The 17,461-nt window shown below is 73.5% G+C and carries 16 protein-coding genes and 1 tRNA gene; 13 read left to right on the top strand and 4 right to left on the bottom strand.

What is annotated here, in order from left to right; genetic code table 11:
* Nucleotides 1-28: 28 nt before the first annotated feature.
* The gene (locus AC2TEW_RS10485) at nt 29-661 is read right to left on the bottom strand and encodes a 5-formyltetrahydrofolate cyclo-ligase (protein WP_484623105.1); all 633 of its coding nucleotides are present in this window, start codon (nt 659-661) and stop codon (nt 29-31) included.
* A gap of 60 nt (nt 662-721) precedes the next feature.
* Between AC2TEW_RS10485 and AC2TEW_RS10480 the strand changes: the two genes are divergently transcribed.
* From AC2TEW_RS10480 to AC2TEW_RS10445, 8 genes are all read left to right on the top strand, one after another.
* Nucleotides 722-1,777 carry a GGDEF domain-containing protein gene (locus AC2TEW_RS10480; protein ID WP_484623104.1) on the top strand — a complete coding sequence of 352 codons (1,056 nt, stop codon included), beginning with the start codon at nt 722-724 and terminating at the stop codon, nt 1,775-1,777.
* 53 nt (nt 1,778-1,830) lie between these two features.
* Entirely contained in the window at nt 1,831-2,751 is a 921-nt protein-coding gene (gene galU, locus AC2TEW_RS10475) for a UTP--glucose-1-phosphate uridylyltransferase GalU (RefSeq protein WP_484623103.1), read from the top strand.
* Nucleotides 2,752-2,790: 39 nt separating this feature from the next.
* Nucleotides 2,791-4,104: a molybdotransferase-like divisome protein Glp gene (glp, locus tag AC2TEW_RS10470; RefSeq protein WP_484623102.1), complete on the top strand. Its 1,314-nt coding sequence runs from the start codon at nt 2,791-2,793 to the stop codon at nt 4,102-4,104.
* Nucleotides 4,105-4,227: 123 nt separating this feature from the next.
* Complete coding sequence (gene moaC, locus AC2TEW_RS10465; RefSeq protein ID WP_484623301.1) at nt 4,228-4,665, top strand: cyclic pyranopterin monophosphate synthase MoaC; 438 nt, start codon at nt 4,228-4,230, stop codon at nt 4,663-4,665.
* Nucleotides 4,662-5,177: a MogA/MoaB family molybdenum cofactor biosynthesis protein gene (locus AC2TEW_RS10460; protein WP_484623101.1), complete on the top strand. Its 516-nt coding sequence runs from the start codon at nt 4,662-4,664 to the stop codon at nt 5,175-5,177. The genes moaC and AC2TEW_RS10460 overlap by 4 nt, the downstream gene beginning before the upstream one ends.
* A complete protein-coding gene (locus AC2TEW_RS10455) occupies nt 5,174-5,800 on the top strand; it encodes a GNAT family N-acetyltransferase (RefSeq protein WP_484623300.1) in 627 nt (208 codons plus the stop codon). The genes AC2TEW_RS10460 and AC2TEW_RS10455 overlap by 4 nt, the downstream gene beginning before the upstream one ends.
* A 150-nt stretch (nt 5,801-5,950) precedes the next feature.
* The gene (gene sepX, locus AC2TEW_RS10450; RefSeq protein ID WP_484623100.1) at nt 5,951-7,195 is read left to right on the top strand and encodes a divisome protein SepX/GlpR; all 1,245 of its coding nucleotides are present in this window, start codon (nt 5,951-5,953) and stop codon (nt 7,193-7,195) included.
* A gap of 101 nt (nt 7,196-7,296) precedes the next feature.
* Nucleotides 7,297-7,370 (top strand) — tRNA-Ala (locus AC2TEW_RS10445).
* A 676-nt stretch (nt 7,371-8,046) separates the two neighbouring features.
* Here the strand turns inward: AC2TEW_RS10445 and AC2TEW_RS10440 are convergent.
* Nucleotides 8,047-9,018 carry a LuxR C-terminal-related transcriptional regulator gene (locus tag AC2TEW_RS10440; protein WP_484623099.1) on the bottom strand — a complete coding sequence of 324 codons (972 nt, stop codon included), beginning with the start codon at nt 9,016-9,018 and terminating at the stop codon, nt 8,047-8,049.
* A 357-nt stretch (nt 9,019-9,375) separates the two neighbouring features.
* On the opposite strand from AC2TEW_RS10440, the gene AC2TEW_RS10435 reads away from it, so the two are divergent.
* From AC2TEW_RS10435 to AC2TEW_RS10420, 4 genes are all read left to right on the top strand, one after another.
* Entirely contained in the window at nt 9,376-9,507 is a 132-nt protein-coding gene (locus tag AC2TEW_RS10435) for a hypothetical protein (protein WP_484623098.1), read from the top strand.
* Nucleotides 9,508-9,513: 6 nt separating this feature from the next.
* Nucleotides 9,514-9,825 (top strand): hypothetical protein, encoded by a 312-nt coding sequence (locus AC2TEW_RS10430; protein ID WP_484623097.1) that lies wholly within the window; start codon nt 9,514-9,516, stop codon nt 9,823-9,825.
* Between the two features lie 102 nt (nt 9,826-9,927).
* Nucleotides 9,928-11,547: an NlpC/P60 family protein gene (locus AC2TEW_RS10425; protein WP_484623096.1), complete on the top strand. Its 1,620-nt coding sequence runs from the start codon at nt 9,928-9,930 to the stop codon at nt 11,545-11,547.
* 103 nt (nt 11,548-11,650) lie between these two features.
* Nucleotides 11,651-13,078, top strand: coding sequence for a transglycosylase family protein (locus tag AC2TEW_RS10420; RefSeq protein ID WP_484623095.1), 1,428 nt, complete (start codon nt 11,651-11,653; stop codon nt 13,076-13,078).
* A 117-nt stretch (nt 13,079-13,195) separates the two neighbouring features.
* On the opposite strand, the gene AC2TEW_RS10415 is transcribed toward AC2TEW_RS10420, so the two are convergent.
* On the bottom strand, nt 13,196-14,275 hold the full coding sequence (locus AC2TEW_RS10415) for a hypothetical protein (protein WP_484623094.1): 1,080 nt from the start codon (nt 14,273-14,275) through the stop codon (nt 13,196-13,198).
* Nucleotides 14,276-14,439: 164 nt separating this feature from the next.
* The gene (locus AC2TEW_RS10410; RefSeq protein WP_484623093.1) at nt 14,440-16,473 is read right to left on the bottom strand and encodes a hypothetical protein; all 2,034 of its coding nucleotides are present in this window, start codon (nt 16,471-16,473) and stop codon (nt 14,440-14,442) included.
* Nucleotides 16,474-16,761: 288 nt separating this feature from the next.
* Between AC2TEW_RS10410 and AC2TEW_RS10405 the strand changes: the two genes are divergently transcribed.
* A complete protein-coding gene (locus tag AC2TEW_RS10405) occupies nt 16,762-17,454 on the top strand; it encodes an RraA family protein (RefSeq protein ID WP_484623092.1) in 693 nt (230 codons plus the stop codon).
* The last annotated feature ends 7 nt before the right edge of the window (nt 17,455-17,461 follow it).

Below are 17,461 nucleotides of genomic sequence, written 5' to 3'. Positions count from 1 at the left end.
CGCCGTTGCGGGAGCGCCGCCGGGCGGCTCAGAACCGGACCACCCCGGACGGCGTGACCGCCGCGTCCACCGGCAGGTCGTGCGGCTCGGCCGGCACCTCGGCCAGCAGCTCCGCGTCGTAGAGCAGGGTCGCCAGGTACGGGCGCGCACCGGCCGCCGCCAGCCGGGCCAGCACCCGGTCGTACGAGCCGCCGCCGCGGCCGAGCCGCACCCCCCGCCGGTCGACCGCCAGGCCCGGCAGCAGCACCAGCCGGGCCGCGCACACCGCGGCCGGCCCGAGCCGGTCGCCGGTCGGCTCCAGCAGGCCGCGGGAGGCGGGGGCGAGTCGGCCGGGGCCCTGGTAGGCGGCCCAGTCCAGGTCGTTGTCGGGCAGCAGCACCGGGAGCAGCACCCGCACCCCGCGGGCCAGCAGGGCGTCCAGCAGCGGACCGGTGCCCGGTTCGGCGCCGACCGAGACGTACGCGGCCACCGTCGGCGCGCCCTCCCCGGATCCCTCGGGCGCCCCGAGATCCCCGGCCGCCGCGGCCCGTGCCAGCGCCCCGGCGTGGCCGGCCAGCGCCTCGGCGGCCGCCACCCGTTCGGCGCTGCTCAGCGCCCGCCGCGCGGCCAGCAGCCGTGACCTCAGCGCGGCCTTGTCGTTGGACAACGGATTGGCAGTCAAGGGATCTCCACAGCTCGGCACCGGCACGGTGTGCAGAGCCTGACACGAGGAAGGGCGCCGATGTCCACCCCGCTCCTGGTGCACGCGCTGGCCCCGATCGGCGGCGCCGCGCTGGCCGCCGCCGGCTGGTGCGGACTGCGGCTGCGGCGGACGGTCGCCCGGACCTCGGCGCGCGAGGCCGAACTGCTCCAGCGGGTCGCCGAACTTGAACAGGAGTGCGAGGAGCTGCAGCGCACGGCGGCCTGCGACCCGCTCACCGGCGTGTGGAACTACCGCCACCTGCAGCTCACCCTCGACCGGGAGATCGAACGCTCCCGGCGGGCCGAGCAGACCGAGGGCCGCCCCCGCCAGCTCGCCCTGCTGATGCTGGAGATCGCCGGCTTCGACGCGATCGTCGCCGAGCACGGCCGCGGCCGGGGCAACGCGATCCTGCGGGACCTGGTGCAGCGGCTCAGCATCGAGATCCGCCGCTCGGACACCTTCGGCCGCTACGGCGGCGAGGAGTTCCTGGTGCTGCTGCCGGACACCGGCGCCGAGGGCGCAGCCCAGGTCGCCGAGCGGCTCTGCTGGGCCGTGCGCCGCCACCAGTTGCTGGACTGGTCGCCGGCCGGCCCCGCCCCGCGCCGTTCCACCGGCAACGGGCTGACCGCCGCGGTCGGCGTCGCGGTGCTGCCCCGGGACGGCGGGCACGCGGCGCTGCTGCTGCGCGCCGCCGACCGGGCACTGGCCGAGGCCCGGGCGGCCGGCGGCGACCGCTGGTGCGGCGGCGCCGGGCCGGACGACCCGCCGCCGGCCGTCCGCGCGGTGGCGGTGGCCGCCGGTGAGGACGCCGCCCACGAGCGGAGCGCTCCCGCGCCCGGCGTCAACGGGGCGATCGTCCACGAAGGGGTTGCCGGTGAACGGGCCGCCCGGGTACGGGAACTGCCCGCCGAACCCGGCGGTACACCGACCGTCGACGCGACGGTCGCACAACCGCCCCGCAGCCCTCACCCGAACGTTCCGGACCGGCCCGACGGGCCCGGTAGTGTGGCCACCTGCGCGGACGAGGTCTCCCTCACGTCCGCCGGAGCATCCCGGGCCACCGCAACGGGGGCCGCGCGGGATACGGTTTCATAGTCGGTTCATATCACTCTCAGTTGGGCGCCAGCACGCCTTAGTAAGGTCACCGCATGACTCAGACGAACGCCCGCCCCCCCGTCACCAAGGCTGTCGTGCCCGCAGCCGGACTGGGGACGCGGTTCCTGCCGGCGACCAAGGCCACTCCCAAGGAGATGCTGCCGGTCGTCGACAAGCCGGCCATCCAGTACGTCGTCGAAGAGGCGTCCGCCGCCGGGCTCTCCGACATACTGATGGTCACCGGGCGTAACAAGCGGGCCCTGGAGGACCACTTCGACCGCGCGTACGAGCTGGAGGAGCTGCTCACCCGCAAGGGCGACCACGACCGCCTGCGCCGCGTCCAGGAGTCCGTCCAGCTCGCCAACATGCACTACGTCCGCCAGGGCGACCCCAAGGGCCTCGGCCACGCCGTGCTGGTGGCCGAACAGCACGTGGCCGGCCAGCCGTTCGCGGTCCTGCTCGGCGACGACCTGATCGACCCGCGCGACCCGCTGCTCTCCCGCATGATCGAGGTCCAGCAGGAGCTCGGCGGCTCCGTGGTCGCGCTGATGGAGGTCGACCCCTCCCAGATCCACCTCTACGGCTGCGCCGCCGTCAAGCCCAACGGCCTCGGCGACGACGTCTTCCGGATCACCGACCTGGTCGAGAAGCCCGACACCGCCGACGCGCCGTCCAACTACGCGGTGATCGGCCGGTACGTGCTCGACCCGGCCGTCTTCGACGTGCTGCGCAACACGCCCCCCGGCCGCGGCGGCGAGATCCAGCTGACCGACGCGCTGCGCGAACTGGCCGACCGCGGCGAGTCCGAGGGCGGCCCGGTGCACGGCGTGCTCTTCAAGGGCCGCCGCTACGACACCGGCGACCGCGCCGACTACCTGCGCGCTATCGTCCGTCTGGCGTGCGAACGCGAGGACCTCGGCCCGGAGTTCCGGTCCTGGCTCACCGAGTTCGTCGCCACCGAGATGCAGAGCTGAACCTAGCGGGCCGAACCGTGGAGAAGTGGGCGTGAGGCGATGACCGGGACCGACAACCCTTGCTGCGAGGAGCCCTCGGGCCCGGCGCCCCGGCTGTGGAGCGTCGACGAGCACCTCGCCGACGTCCTCGCCGGGGTCGCCCCGCTGCCGTCGATCGAGCTGCAACTGCTCGACGCCCAGGGCTGCCGGCTGGCCGAGGACATCCGGTCCGAGGTCGACCTGCCGCCCTTCGACAACAGCTCGATGGACGGCTACGCCGTCCGCACCGCCGACACCGCCCGCGCCACCGGCGAGTACCCCTCGGTGCTCGCCGTGGTCGGGGACATCGCCGCCGGCACCGGCGAGCTGCCCAAGGTCGGACCCGGGCAGGCCGCCCGGATCATGACCGGTGCCCCGCTGCCGCCCGGCGCCGAGGCCGTCGCCCCGGTCGAGTGGACCGACGGCGGCACCGGCACCGGGCGGGCCGCCGACGCGATGGGCGCGGCCACCGCCGACGAGGAGGTCCGGGTGCTGCGCCCGGTCGGCGAGGGCGACCACGTCCGCCGCCGCGGCAGCGACCTCGCCCGCGGCGACCAGGTGCTCGACGCCGGGACCGTGCTCGGCCCCACCCAGCTCGGCCTGCTGGCCGCGATCGGCCGCGGCACCGTCCGGGTCCGCCCGCGCCCGCGCGTGGTGGTGCTCTCCACCGGCAGCGAGCTGGTCCAGCCCGGCGAGCCCACCGGCCCCGGCCGGATCTGGGACTCCAACAGCTTCACCCTCACCGCGGCCGCCCGGGACGCCGGCGCCATCGCCTACCGGGTCGGCGGCGTCCCCGACGACGCCGCCGTGCTGCGCTCCGTGCTCGAGGACCAGCTCGGCCGGGCCGACCTGATCGTCACCAGCGGCGGCGTCAGCGTCGGCGCGTACGACGTGGTCAAGGAGGTCTTCGAGAGCTACGGCGGGATGGACTTCCGCCGGCTGCGGATGCAGCCCGGCAAGCCGCAGGGCTTCGGCCGGATCGGCGAGGGCACCGGCGTGCCGCTGCTCGCCCTGCCCGGCAACCCGGTCAGCGCCTACATCTCCTTCGAGCTGTTCGTCCGCCCGGTCATCCGCACCATGCTCGGCGCCCCCGACGTCCACCGACCGGTGGTCACCGCCGTCTGCACCGCCGACCTGCGCTCCCCGGCCGGCCGCCGGCAGTTCCTGCGCGGACGGTACGCCGACGGACGGGTCGCCCCGGTCGGCGGCGAGGGCTCGCACCTGGTCGGCGCGCTCGCCCGGGCCAACTGCCTGATCACCGTCCCCGAGGACACCACCGCGATGCCCGCCGGGAGCACCGTCGACGTCGTGCTGCTCACGGAGCAGTCGGGGTGAGCCCGGCGCCGGGCTTGGTTGTACGGTAGCGCGGTATTCGACCCGCGCTCCTGGAGTGACCCCGTGACCGACAACCCCAGCGCCGACCGCCTCACCCACGTCGACGACACCGGCGCGGCCCGGATGGTCGACGTCTCCGAGAAGGCCACCACCGTGCGCACTGCGGTGGCCGCCGGACGGGTCCGGGTCTCGGCCCGCGTGGTCGAACTGCTCCGCGGCGAGGGCGTCCCCAAGGGCGACGCCCTCGCGGTCGCCCGGATCGCCGGGATCATGGGGGCCAAGAAGACCCCCGACCTGATCCCGCTCTGCCACCCGATCGCCATCTCCGGGGTCAAGGTCGACCTCGCCGTCGCCGACGACGCCGTCGAGATCACCGCCACCGTGCGGACCGCCGACCGCACCGGGGTCGAGATGGAGGCGCTGACCGCCGTCGCCGTCGCCGGCCTCACCGTCATCGACATGGTCAAGGCCGTCGACAAGGCCGCCGCGATCGAGGACGTCCGGGTGCTCACCAAGACCGGCGGCAAGAGCGGCGACTGGACCCGCGAGGACGCCCGGTGAAGGCCCTCGCGCTCACCGTCTCCAACCGGGCCTCGGCCGGCGTGTACCAGGACAAGGGCGGCCCGCTGCTGGTCGCCGGCCTGCAGCGGATGGGCTTCGAGGCCGACGGCCCGCAGGTGGTCCCGGACGGCGAACCCGTCGAGGCCGCCCTGCGCGCCGCCGTCGCGGCCGGGTACGACGTCGTCCTGACCACCGGCGGCACCGGCATCTCCCCGATGGACCTCACCCCCGAGATGACCGCCCGGGTGATCGACCGCGAGATCCCCGGCATCCCCGAGGCCATCCGGGCGTACGGCCGCGAGAAGGTGCCGACCTCCGCGCTCTCCCGGGGGCTGGCGGGCCTGGCCGGACGTACGCTGATCGTCAACCTGCCGGGCTCGGCCGGCGGTGTCCGGGACGGCCTCGCCGTCCTCGCCCCGCTGCTCCCGCACGCGGTCGACCAGCTGGCCGGCGGGGACCACCCGAGGCCCGACGCCGCCGGGTCCGGGCCGTCCGAGGGGAGCACGAGCTGAACGCGGGCTGGCCGGTCGAACTGCGCGAGGGGGACATCACCCTGCGCCCGATCCGGGTCCGCGACCAGCGCCCCTGGCAGGAGATCAGCCGCCGCAACCGGGACTGGCTGCGGCGCTGGGAGGCCACCGTCCCGCCCGCCCCGTCGGGCAGCACCGCCGGGTCGCGGCCGACCTACCGCCAGATGGTGCGCTACCTGCGCGGCGAGGCGGCCGCCGGGCGGATGCTGCCGTTCGTGGTGCTGTACCGGGACCAGCTGGTCGGCCAGCTCACCGTGGGCGGCATCACCTGGGGCTCGATGTGCTCGGCCAACGTCGGCTACTGGGTGGACGAGACCGCGGCCGGCCGCGGCATCATGCCGACCGCGGTGGCGCTCGCCGTCGACCACTGCTTCCGCACCATGGGCCTGCACCGGGTCGAGGTCTGCATCAGACCGGAGAACCGGCCCAGCCGGCGGGTCGCCGAGAAGCTCGGGTTCCGCGAGGAGGGCCTGCGGCCCCGGTACCTCCACATCGACGGCGACTGGCGCGACCACCTCGTGTACGCACTGACGGCGGAGGAGGTTCCGGAGGGCATGCTGACCCGCTGGCGCTCGGTCAGAAGTGGCCTCCGGCCCGGTAATTGAATGTATGTTCGAAATAGATATCGATATGGCATCGCGTCCGGGTCGAGCCGTCACAAATACCGGCAAAATAGTCGGAGAATCAGCTTGATCACACGACACGCCGCGCCAAATTGCTGCCAGGCCTTCCCCCACGCCCGTACCGTGTGAAACGTGAGCAGTAGCGGCCTTATCTACGCGGTCATCGTAGGGGCCTGGGCTGCCTATCTGGTGCCGATGTGGCTCCGCAGGCAGGACGAGCTCAACGAGTCACGTCCGACGGAACGCTTCAGCACCGCGATCCGCCTGCTGGCCGGACGTTCGGCCATGGAGCGGCGAGCGGCCAGGACCCTGGGTGACCAGACCGACAGCGACGACGGCACGGCCGGCGTCGCCCCCGACCTCGACCCCGGTTCCGGCCTCGGCCCCGACGAGGGGTCCGACGCCGACGCCGGAGCCGGTTTCGACGCGGCCCCGGACCTCGCGCGGCGGCCCGACCCGGCGCGCCCGTACGAGCCGGCGGCCGAGCCGTCGCGTGAGTCCGGGTCCGAGTCCGCGTCCGGGCCTGCGTCCGAGGCCGATCCCGTCGCGGTGCAGACGCGCCACGACGGGACGCCGCACGGCCAGGGCGGGCACGGTCACGGCTCGCACGCGTCCGGTCATCCGCAGGGTGCGGCCTCCGTCGAGCGGCGGGCCAGGCTGCTGGCCCGGCGGCGGCGGATGGTCACCGCGCTCTTCCTCGCCTTCGCACTGGGCGCCGTCGCGGCCGCGGTCGCGGGCGTGGCGTTCATCTGGCTGCCGATGATCCCGGCCCTCCTGCTCACCCTCTACATCGGCCACCTGCGCCGGCTGGAGCGCCAGCGGTACGAGGTCAAGTTCGACCGGGTGCGCGCCGCCCAGGCCGCCGAACGCCTGCGGGCCCGCGAGCGGGAACGCGCCGCGGCCGACCGGGACCGCGCCGCCGCACCGCACGACGCGGCGCACGCCACCGACCCGGACCGCGTCCACCTGCGGCTGGCCGCCGAACCCGGCGGACATGACGCAGGCCGCGCGGGCGAGCCCGAGGGCGAGGACGACGGCGATCGGCGGGGCCGCGGCGCCCGGCCGCAGGCCGCGACCACCGCCGTCGCGGAGGCGACCGAGCACGAGGAGTGGGTGGACGGCATGCGGGAGCGCGGTGCAGCCGGCCCCGACTCCTGGGAGCCGGTCCCCGTCCCGCTGCCCACCTACGTCACCGCGCCGGTCGCCCCCCGGGTCACTCGCAGCCTCGACCTGAACGCACCCGGCACCTGGGACTCCGGCCGCACGGCCGGCGCCCCGCCCCGCGCCAACACCCCGCTCTTCGACCAGTACGCCGAGCACGTCCCGCCCCCGGCCGAGGCCGACTGCCGGCCGCGCCTGCGCGCGGCCAACGAGTGACCCGACCGCCCCGCCGCAGGCCACCGCCACCGCGGCGGGGCGGTCCGTCTCCCGGGGCGGTCATGAGTGGCCCCGCGGAGGTGATAGAGTTTCTTCTCGTTGGGGCTGTGGCGCAGTCCGGTAGCGCACCTCGTTCGCATCGAGGGGGTCAGGGGTTCGAATCCCCTCAGCTCCACCCAACAACTGTTCGCGAGTTGGCTCGTGAATGGTTGACGAGATCCCGTCCGATCCTTGCGATCGGGCGGGATCTCTGCGTTGTGGGGGCCTGTTCGAGGCGGTGGCCGAGCCCGGCGGGCCCTGGCGGGTGCATTCGGGGTCGGACTCCTGTGGTCGGACTCTTCGGGGCGCGGGCGGACGGCTCGTCAGCCGGGCGGTGGGGGAGATCCGTTGGCGGGGGCTGGATGGGCGTGAGTCCGTCGTGGTCCTGACCGAGGCCGACACCGGGCCTCCTGGCCGTCGAAGGGGGAGGGGCGGACTCGTCCCCGCCCCGCGGTCATGGAGCCGCCACCGGGCCGAGGGAAGGCCTCGCCCGGGCGCCCACCGCCACCGGGCCCGCCGCTGACGCTCACACTCGACGGTCACTCTTCGTGCGGCTCGGCGAACGGCTCGGGGTGGCCCGTGCCGAGCCGCGGGGTCGCCCGTTCCCCGACCGCTTCGGCCTCGGCGGGCCCGTCCGATGCGATCCACGTCCTCGCCGAGTCCGGGCCGGCGCGGCCGGACCGATCGCCCGGGTCCGCGCCGCCGAACACTCCGGTGCGGGCCGCTCCCGCCGGCCCCGCGGCAAGGGCGCCCACGACGCCGCTTCGGCGCGCGTTACGCCCGGGTCCGACCGTCGGCGGGCGGGCGGGCGGTCAGAGCCAGCCCTTGTGGGCGGCCTTGATCCCGGCCTCGAAACGGCTGCTGGCGTCCAGCCGCTCCATGATCGACGCCATGTGGCGGCCGACGGTGCGTGAGGAGATGCCGAGGCGCTGACCGACGGCGTCGTCGGTGAGGCCGTTTCCGAGCAGGCGCAGGAGCTCGCGCTCGGTCGGGGTGAGCCCGGTCACCGGGTCGTCCGGCTGGGCCGCGCCGAGCGGGACGGCGGTGCTCCACGCCTGCTCGAAGAGGTCGAGCAGGGCGCCGATGATGCCGGGCTCGGTGACGTGGAGCGCGCCCTTGCGGCTGTCGGCGGGGTCGATCGGGACCAGCGCCTGGGCCCGGTCGACGATGATCACCCGCTGGGGAACCGCGGGCGCGGTCCGGACCTCGCCGCCCCGGCTGAGCAGCCAGTGCGCGTACGCGGTGACGTGCGGCTGGCGGCGGGTGGCGTCCTGGTAGAGCGTCCGCATGGTGACACCGCGGGCGAGCGCCTCGCCGTCGGCGGGCCGGCCGGCGTCCAGGTCCTCGGCGCGCTGGGCGCGGGGCTGGGTGCAGAGGACCTCGGTACTGGTCTGGCGGGCCATCCGCTCCAGGCGGCTGTGGATGGCGTCCATCCCGAGCAGGCGTTCCCCGTGCGAGGAGCGGTGCTCGGCGCGGTCGGCGACCATCCGGGTGACGGCGGCCCGCGAGGCGGCCAACTGGGCCTGGCGGGCGGCGAGTTCGGCTTCGTGGCGGGCGAGCATGTCGGCCAGCCCGATCTCGGGGTCCACCGCCCGCAGCTGTCCCGGGTGTTCCGCGGAAGCCCTGACGAGCATCAGCGCGCCGAGTTCGTCCAGGCATCCGTGCACCTGGACGGGCGTCAGGCCGCTCCGGTCCGCGAGTCCGTCCACACCGTGCAGCGGGTGGTCGAGCATCGCCCGGTAGACGGCGGCAGCCTCGGCCGACAACCCGAGTGCCTCCAGCATCGCGTCCCCCCAGGACTCGACAGTCGCGCCACCATGATCGATGGCGTGCGAATCCTCGCAGGTCGGAAACCCTTCTTCAACGATGATCAAAAGGGCTTTTCTGTGCGGCGGGGGACAAATGTGCCGGAAATTCGTTCGATGAGGGGCCTGGGTGAAGGCACTTTCATGACATGTGCATGCCCCTATGTCCGGAAGCGGACTGTCGGGTTGGGGACACCGGCAAGTCCTTCCGCCCAGGTCAGCGGCGAGGAAAGCTGGTCATCGCCGCCAGGGAAACCGGGCGGAACGCCGGTCCGGTGTCTACCGCGGGACGTGTGACCGGAAGCAGTCAACCCCTCGTCAGAAAAGGTCACTCTCATGTTCCGCACCCGCATCGCCCAGGCCGCCGCGGTCCTCGCCGTCACCGTCGCCGCCCTCGCCGCCGCCCCCGCCGCCTCCGCCGCCACGGCCACCACCCCGGTCGCCGCGTCCTTCACCTGGGGCGACTGACCTCCCGTGGACATCGTCTACGCCACCCTGCGCCGCAGGTCCCCGGCGGAGGCGGCAGCCGGTGAGGCTGAGGAAGTCCTCGGCGCCCTGTGGGCCCACGCACGGCCCGCCGACGGACTCCAGCACGTCACCGCCCGCAACGAGGGCGACCGCACCGACCTCCTGATCTACCTGCTCACCGTCCCCGATCCGGGCGCCCGGCCGGCCGCCCGACGGGCCCACGACTTGATCACCCGCAGCCACCAGGCCTCGCCGCTGCTCCACCGGCGCTACCTGCCCCCGGCCCCGCCGCCGGGCGCCACCTGCGCCACTCGCTGAACCCGCGCCGCCCCTGACGGGGCGCTGCGCCACCCCACGGTCTTCGCTGCCTCGCCATGCCCGAGGCGCACCTCATCCACTCCTCCAGAAGGAAGCCTTGCCATGCCCTCCTCCAAGATCTCCAAGATCACCCGCACCACCCTCGCCACCGCCATCGCCGCCTCCGCCGCGGTCGCCGGCACCGCCCTCACCACCGGCACCGCCCACGCCGCTTCGTCGGTGGGCGGACAGATCACCCGCAGCGAGGTGATCGCCCGGGCCAACGACTGGTACAACCGCGACGTCCCCTACAACCAGAGCGCCTCCGCCACCGACGTCGGCGGCAAGTACTACCGCACCGACTGCTCCGGCTTCGTCTCGATGGCCTGGCACCTGAGCGGCAGCGAGAACACCGACTCCATCGACGTGCGGTCGCTGACGACCCGGGTGTCACTGGACGACCTCCAGCCCGGTGACGCGCTCGACAACGATCCCCACGACGGCTCCATCATGGGCTCGGGCCACATCGTCCTGTTCGACCACTGGATCGACAAGGCGAACCACCTCTTTGCGTACACCGCCGAGGCGAGCACCAAAGCCGACATGGTCAAGTCGACCGCGTACACCAACAGCGGCAACATCGGTGGCCACCCGGCGAGCGGCTACTTCGGCCTGCGCTACAACAACATCATCAACGACTCGCAGGGCCTCCCGGACCCGCAGTCCCTGCCGGCCGGCACGCTGGTCAAGTCGCCGAGCAGCGCTGCGGTGAAGGTGATGATCGGCGGCGCCGGCCTGTACGTCAACGCCTCGGACGTGGCGCCGGACGGCTACGACCTCTCGAAGGTCGTCACCGTCGACGACGCGAAGTTCTGGGCCCTGCCGAGTTCGGTGCCGTCCGGCACCGTCGTGCACGACCAGGGCGGCGGCGCGGACCGCTTCGTGATGGTCGCCGGTGCGGCGCTGCCGATCGCGGGTTCGGAGTGGAACGCGGACGGCTACAACCTCCGGTCGGACATGGGGGTTCCGTCCTCGTGGCTGGCCTCGGCCCGGCAGACCTCGCCCGCCGCGGGCACGGTGGTGCACGACGAGGCGGGCGGTGCGGACCGCTACGTGGTCGTCAGCGGTGTGGCGCTGCCGATCGCGGGTTCGGAGTGGAACGCGGACGGCTACAACCTGCGGGCGGACATGGGCGTCCCCGGTGCGTGGCTCGCCGCGGCGAAGCAGGGCACCCTGCCGGCGGGCACCGTGGTGCAGGGCCAGAAGGGCACCGACCCGTCGATCTACGTGATGATCAACGGCACGGCGCTGCCGATCTCCGGCACCGAGTGGACCGCCAACGGCTACGACAAGCAGTCGCTGATGGGCGTGCCCGAGGCCTGGCTGAGCGGGGCGGTCGCCAAGCAGATCCAGAACGGCACCGTGGTCAAGGACATCTCCGGTGCCAACGCGACCGTCTATGTGACCGCCGGCGGCATGGCCGTGCCGCTCACCAACGCGGACTTCACCGGCTTCGGCTACGACAAGCAGTCCCTGATGGGTGTTCCCGGCACCTGGCTGAACGGCGCTGCCGCCAAGGCCGCGCCGAGCGACGGCACCCTGCTGAAGTCCCCCGACAGCAGCACGGTCTGGCAGGTCGTCAACGGCGGCAGCAAGAAGGCCGCCGCCGCGGGCTCCTACAACGCGGCCGACGTGGTCCTCGTCCCCACCGCCCTCACCACCAAGCTCCCCACCGTCCAGTAACCGCGCCTCCAGCCAGGGCAGCCCGGGACCACCGCCCGGGCTGCCCGGCCATCGCCGACCGAACCGACGCACCGCCGACCGACACCCACGGGGGGAACCCACCATGACCGCGAACATCCACCGGAAGTCCGTCCTCGCCCTCACCGGCGCCGCCCTGCTCGCCCTCGCCGCCCCGCTGGTGCTCGGCGGACAGGCGTCCGCAGCCTCGGTCTCCAACTGGGACAAGGTCGCCCAGTGCGAGAGCAGCGGCCGATGGGACATCGTGCACACGACCGGCGGCGTCACCTACTACGGCGGCCTGCAGTTCGACTCGCACACCTGGAACGCGTACGGCGGCAACGCCTACGCCTCGTACGCCAACCAGGCGACCAAGCAGCAGCAGATTTTGATCGCCGAGAAGGTGCTGAACGGTCCCCAGGGCGCCGGCGCCTGGCCCAGCTGCGGCGGCCCGCTGGTCGGCGACCACAGCAACCCGTACCCGAGCTCGCCGACCTACCCGGCGCCGTCCTCGCTGCCCGCCGGTTCGCTGGTCAAGTCGCCGAACGGCCCGTCGGTGAAGGTGCTGATCAACGGCGCCGGCCTGTACGTCAACGGTTCGGACGTGGCGCCGGACGGCTACGACCTGTCCAAGGTCGTGACGGTCGATGACGCGGCCTTCAACGCGCTGGCGGCCACCCTGCCGTCGGGGACGGTGGTGCACGACCAGGCCGGTGGTGCGGCGCGGTATGTGATGGTGGCCGGTGCGGCGCTGCCGATCGCGGGTTCGGAGTGGAACGCGGACGGTTACAACCTTCGGTCGGACATGGGGGTTCCGTCGTCGTGGCTGGCCTCGGCGAGGCAGTCCTCGCCCGCCGCGGGCACGGTGGTGCACGACGAGGCGGGCGGTTCGGACCGCTTCGTGATGGTGGCCGGTGTGGCGCTGCCGATCGCGGGTTCGGAGTGGAACGCGGACGGTTACAACCTTCGGTCGGACATGGGTGTCCCCGGTGCGTGGCTGGCCGCGGCGAAGCAGGGCACCCTGCCGGCGGGCACCGTGGTGCAGGGCCAGAAGGGCACCGACCCGTCGATCTACGTGATGATCAACGGCACGGCGCTGCCGATCTCCGGCACCGAGTGGACCGCCAACGGCTATGACAAGCAGTCGCTGATGGGCGTGCCCGAGGCCTGGCTGAGCGGGGCGGTCGCCAAGCAGATCCAGAACGGCACCGTGGTCAAGGACGTCTCGGGTGCCAACGCGACCGTCTATGTGACCGCCGGCGGCATGGCCGTGCCGCTCACCAACGCGGACTTCACCGGCTTCGGCTATGACAAGCAGTCCCTGATGGGTGTTCCCGGCACCTGGCTGAACGGCGCTGCCGCCAAGGCCGCGCCGAGCGACGGCACCCTGCTGAAGTCCCCCGACAGCGCGACGGTCTGGCAGGTCGTCGGCGGTGGCAGCAAGAAGGCCGCCGCCGCGGGGTCCTACAACGCGGCCGACGTGGTCCTCGTTCCCACCGCCCTCACCACCAAGCTCCCCACCGTGACCGGCTGACCCTGCCGACCGCTCTCCCGCCGCAGCCGCCCGCTTCCCCCGGAACGGGCGGCTCCGGCGCGCGGATCGGCAGGCCGCGGGCATTTCGCGTCTGCCCCGACAAGGTCCGGCAGGTGACTACTCGATGGAGATCCACACATCGTGGCGAGGGTCCTGCCTGCAGACGAAGAAGAGCAGTTCGTCGCGGGCACCGCTGAAGCCCGTCGGATCGTGGAACTCCGCGTCGTAGCCGCGCTCGGAGGCCCGGAATCGCTCCTCCGACGGGGTCCAGCTCGGTGCGCCGCGTTCCCCGTGGGGCATCGTCAGGAGCAGGCTCATCTCCGAGCCGCAGCTGCACCGGACCGGCCTGGGACAGTGCGGCCAGTACGGCCATCCACCGGTCTTGAGCCCGGGTGCCACGGCAAGATCGTTGCGATAGTCGTGGCCCGGCTCCTCGCCGAGGCTCTCCTGCCAGGCGTGCACACGCGACTGCAACGGGTCGGGGAGATCCTCGAGGTCGGGGTACTCGGTGATGCGCTCGGGATGCAGAACGCACGGCTCCAGGACGTAGCCGCTGTCCGCCGGGGCGCCGCGGGCCGGGAAGACCGTGTCCGCGAGCGGCCCGGCGGCCCGCCAGATGACCTTCGGGGCCGGCCCGCGGTAGTGCTCGTGCATCCCTGGGACATCAGGATGCTGATACGGGCACCACAGGATCTGGAGCAGGTCCGTCCCGGCCGGGAACCGGACCTCGGAGATGTCGGCAGCGTGCAGCTGAACGACGGGAAGCATGACGACCGGTTCGGCGGGAGTGGCCGGTGCCCAGGTCTTCAGGGTCGCCCCACGAGGGGGCCGGGCCCCGGCCTCGCGCAGGAATTCCTGCCGCTTGGCCAGCATCCTGCTCAGGGGCGAGTCCGGGTCGGCAACCTGATCGGGGAACTGGGAGATCAGCTGTGCGAACCGCTGGTCGCCGACCTCGTCGGAGTGCCGGAACCTCTCCAGTTCCTCCGCGGTGGCCTCCCGCTCGACCTGCACCATGTGGGGCAGTCGGCAGGTCGGCCACGGCTCACCCGTAGGCCACAGCATCGGCCCGGCCACGGAACTCGCAGCCGGCGCCGGTACCCCGCGCCGCGGGTGCAGGCGGGTCGCACTCTTCGCGTGGACCGCGAGCTCGGGCAGGACAGCGAGGATGTCGACCGGCCGGGCAGGTGTGGTGAACATGCGGCAACGATCTCAGGCCGCCGTCCGACGCCGTCAAGATCCGACGGCGGGCAGAGCCGGTGCGTCGCCGGGACGGGAAACGACCATCGCGTCGACGGGCCGCCTCCGGCGGTACCCGGGCGCGGCTCGAGGAGCTGACGCCGGATCCGCTGCGGGCGGGGACGTCACGGCGTGGCTCCGATCGGGACGGCCACGGCCGCCGCCTCGGTGGCGTCGACCGGTACCGCGGCCTCCGGGCGGCGCAGGTCGAGCACGATCAGGACGGCCGCTGCGACGCCCAGGTAGATGAGCAGGGTGGTCAGCGCCCGGCCGGTTCCGTGGCCGTCGAAGTAGATCGTGTGGTGCAGCAGGAGGTAGCCGTTGCGGGGTGGCAGGTAGGGGCCGAGGTCGCGCCAGAAGGCGGGCAGGTAGGGCACGCCGGTCGCGCCGCCGGAGGACGGGTTGCCGAAGAGGATCATCACGACGACCGTCACCAGGGTGCCCACCGGCCCGAGCAGCTTCTGCAGGATCGCGGCGACGAACGCCACCACGGCGACGATCAGCGTGCAGATGGGCCAGGTGATCCAGAACCTGCTGCTGGGGAACCCCCGCAGCCAGTAGCAGACGATCACATCGATGACGAGTCCGCTCACGACGGCGAATCCGGCCAGCTGGGCGGCGCGCCAGCGGCCGGCCGCCCGCCCGGTCGCGGCCATGAGCAGGGTCGAGCTCATGTATCCGCCGATGAGCAGCGGGACCAGCATGAGTGCTTGGACCAGGCCGAACGGGTCCTTGGGCACCAGCGGCGTCGGGGCGTACTGCTGCACCTGCAGGGTCTGGCCGGTGGCCTTGGCGGCGTCCTCGAACCTGGCGGCGAGGTCGAGCGGCGCCAGGTCGCTCATGGACGGCACCACGATCAGGGTGTTCGAGCCGCCCGAGGAGATCAGCGCGCCGAACAGCCGGGCTTCGTCGATCGCGGTCCTGACGGCGGCTTCGTCCGGGTACGGGGTGACCTTCAGGGAGATGTGCTGCTCGGCCGCGGCCAGCACGGGCGAGCTGCCGACGGCGCCGAACGGCAGGTCGGTGGCCTTGGGGGCGTGCGAGGCGCTCATGTAGGTGGTGGCGAACAGGCACTGCATGACGGCGCAGATGCCCAGGGCCACGAGGATTCCGGTCAGGCCGCGCCGGCCGTTGGACGGGCTCGCCGCCGGGGACGCGGGCGCTGCTGCGCCGGCTGTCCGGGCCGCCGCCCTGGCCGGGCGGATGCGGCCGTACCAGGCGATGACGGCCGTTCCGGCGAAGGCGTAGAGGAACAGGACGACGAGCGGGGTGCTGATGTCGCTCCCGCCGAAGTAGAGCACGTGGTTGATCAGGGTGACCGCGCTCTGGGGTGGGAAGAGCACCCCGATGTTGCGCCAGTAGACCGGCAGCAGGTAGGTGCCCAGCCCGCCCGCGGGCGGGCCGCCGATGACGATGAAGAGCACCGCCACGAGCAGGGTGCCCATCCGGCCCACCAGGGCCTGCAGCGCCGCGGCCGCCAGGGCCACCGCCGAGGTGACGAGCCAGAAGCAGGGCAGCAGCGGCCAGAAGTGGCTGCTGGAGTACGCGCCGATCCCCAGGCCGGCGATCAGGTCGGTCAGCACGGCGCCGACCAGCGCGTACCCGGCCAGGATGAGCGCGCGCCACGGCGCGGCGGCGGTGCCGTGGGCGGCTTTGTAGACCAGGACGGCGGCCAGGTACCCGCCGATCAGCAGCGGCAGCAGCAGGAGCGAGGTCACGGCGCCGACCGGGTCGGTGGGGGCGAGCGGTCTGACCGTCTGCACGGTCACCGGCCGGCCCAGCTTGTGCGCCGCCGCCACGAACGCCGGCTCCAGCTCGGTCTGGGCGAAGAAGCTCTTCGACGGAACGACGATCAACGTGTCGGCCGCATCGCCGCTGAGGTACGCGCCGTACAGCTCGCCCCGGTCGGCCGCGTCCGTCACCGCCGACGGGCTCGGGTAGGCGGTCAGGGCCAGTCCCGTCCTCGACGCGACCTCGGCGACCACGGGGGAGGGCGGCCCGGTCACACCGAAGGGCATGTTCCGCGGTACGAGCAGCTGCTGGGCGCTGACGAGGCACAGCGCGAGCAGGGCCTGTGCGAACAGCACCAGGCCGAGCGCGAGGGCGACCTTCGCTGCGGCGCGACGTGCGCCCGTGGCCGAAGCGGTCTGCTCCGCCATCCCTGACCTCCGGTCGGCTGTCGTCGCGGGTGCCCGGGACGTCCGTGCGGGTCCGAGCGAACGGGGTCCCTATGCCTGGTGATCGGGCCCCTCGGGCTCGCCCCAGGCCTTCGGTGCGAGCCCGAGGGGCCCGCACCGTTCCGTAAGCCATCACGACACGGGCCCGCCTGCCCGGCAACCCGGAGGCGCCCGTGGGTCGTACGATCGCGGCACGCCCGCCCGGCGCCCGGGCCGGGGGAGGGTCGGGTCCGGGTCCGCTCAGGTCCGGGAGAGTCAGGGGAGTGTGCCGTGCTGGAGGACTTCGCCGAGTTGTCGACGCCGCTGGTGGCGGATGCGTGTGTCCGGGCCGGGGTGCCGTTGCGGGTGGCGCCGGCCGGGATCGGGGCGGTGGTGGCCGGGCAGCGGGTCGCCGGGCGGGTGCTGCCGGCGCGGCACTACGGCAGCGTGGACGTGTTCCTGGAGGCGTACGGGACGGCCCGGCCGGGCGATGTGCTGGTGATCGACAACGGCGGCCGTACGGACGAGGCCTGCGTCGGTGACCTCGCCGTACTGGAGGCGGAGGCAGCGGGCGTGGCCGGCCTGGTGGTGTGGGGACTGCACCGGGACACGCCCGAGCTGGTGGAGATCGGCCTGCCGGTGTTCAGCTACGGCAGCCACCCGCCGGGCCCGGTGCGGCTGGCGGAGCGGGAGCCCGAGGCGCTGCTGACCGCCCGGTTCGGCCCGCACCTGGTCAGCTCCGAGGACCTGGTGTTCGGGGACGAGGACGGTGTGCTGTTCGTCGCGGCCGACCGGGTGCCGGAGGTGCTCGCCACGGCGCGGCGGATCCGGGAGACCGAGCGCGAGCAGGCCCGCGCCATCCGGGACGGCCGGACGCTGCGGCAGCAGACCGCCTTCGACGACTTCCTGGCCCGCCGGGCCGCCGACCCCTCGTACAGCTTCCGGCAGCACCTGCGCCGGATCGGCGGGGCGATCGAGGAGTAGAACCCGC

The organism is Kitasatospora sp. NEAU-CNBT7, assembly GCF_057220535.1.
This window is presented reverse-complemented; position numbering and strand designations above follow the sequence as displayed.

Excerpts from the sequence above, each read along its gene's own strand:
- moaC (WP_484623301.1), top strand. The coding sequence starts at position 4,228 with ATGGTCGACGTCTCCGAGAAGGCCACCACCGTGCGCACTGCGGTGGCC.
- AC2TEW_RS10410 (WP_484623093.1), bottom strand. The coding sequence starts at position 16,473 with ATGGCGGAGCAGACCGCTTCGGCCACGGGCGCACGTCGCGCCGCAGCG.
- AC2TEW_RS10420 (WP_484623095.1), top strand. The coding sequence starts at position 11,651 with ATGACCGCGAACATCCACCGGAAGTCCGTCCTCGCCCTCACCGGCGCC.
- AC2TEW_RS10425 (WP_484623096.1), top strand. The coding sequence starts at position 9,928 with ATGCCCTCCTCCAAGATCTCCAAGATCACCCGCACCACCCTCGCCACC.
- AC2TEW_RS10440 (WP_484623099.1), bottom strand. The coding sequence starts at position 9,018 with ATGCTGGAGGCACTCGGGTTGTCGGCCGAGGCTGCCGCCGTCTACCGG.
- AC2TEW_RS10435 (WP_484623098.1), top strand. The coding sequence starts at position 9,376 with ATGTTCCGCACCCGCATCGCCCAGGCCGCCGCGGTCCTCGCCGTCACC.
- AC2TEW_RS10415 (WP_484623094.1), bottom strand. The coding sequence starts at position 14,275 with ATGTTCACCACACCTGCCCGGCCGGTCGACATCCTCGCTGTCCTGCCC.
- glp (WP_484623102.1), top strand. The coding sequence starts at position 2,791 with ATGACCGGGACCGACAACCCTTGCTGCGAGGAGCCCTCGGGCCCGGCG.
- AC2TEW_RS10480 (WP_484623104.1), top strand. The coding sequence starts at position 722 with ATGTCCACCCCGCTCCTGGTGCACGCGCTGGCCCCGATCGGCGGCGCC.
- galU (WP_484623103.1), top strand. The coding sequence starts at position 1,831 with ATGACTCAGACGAACGCCCGCCCCCCCGTCACCAAGGCTGTCGTGCCC.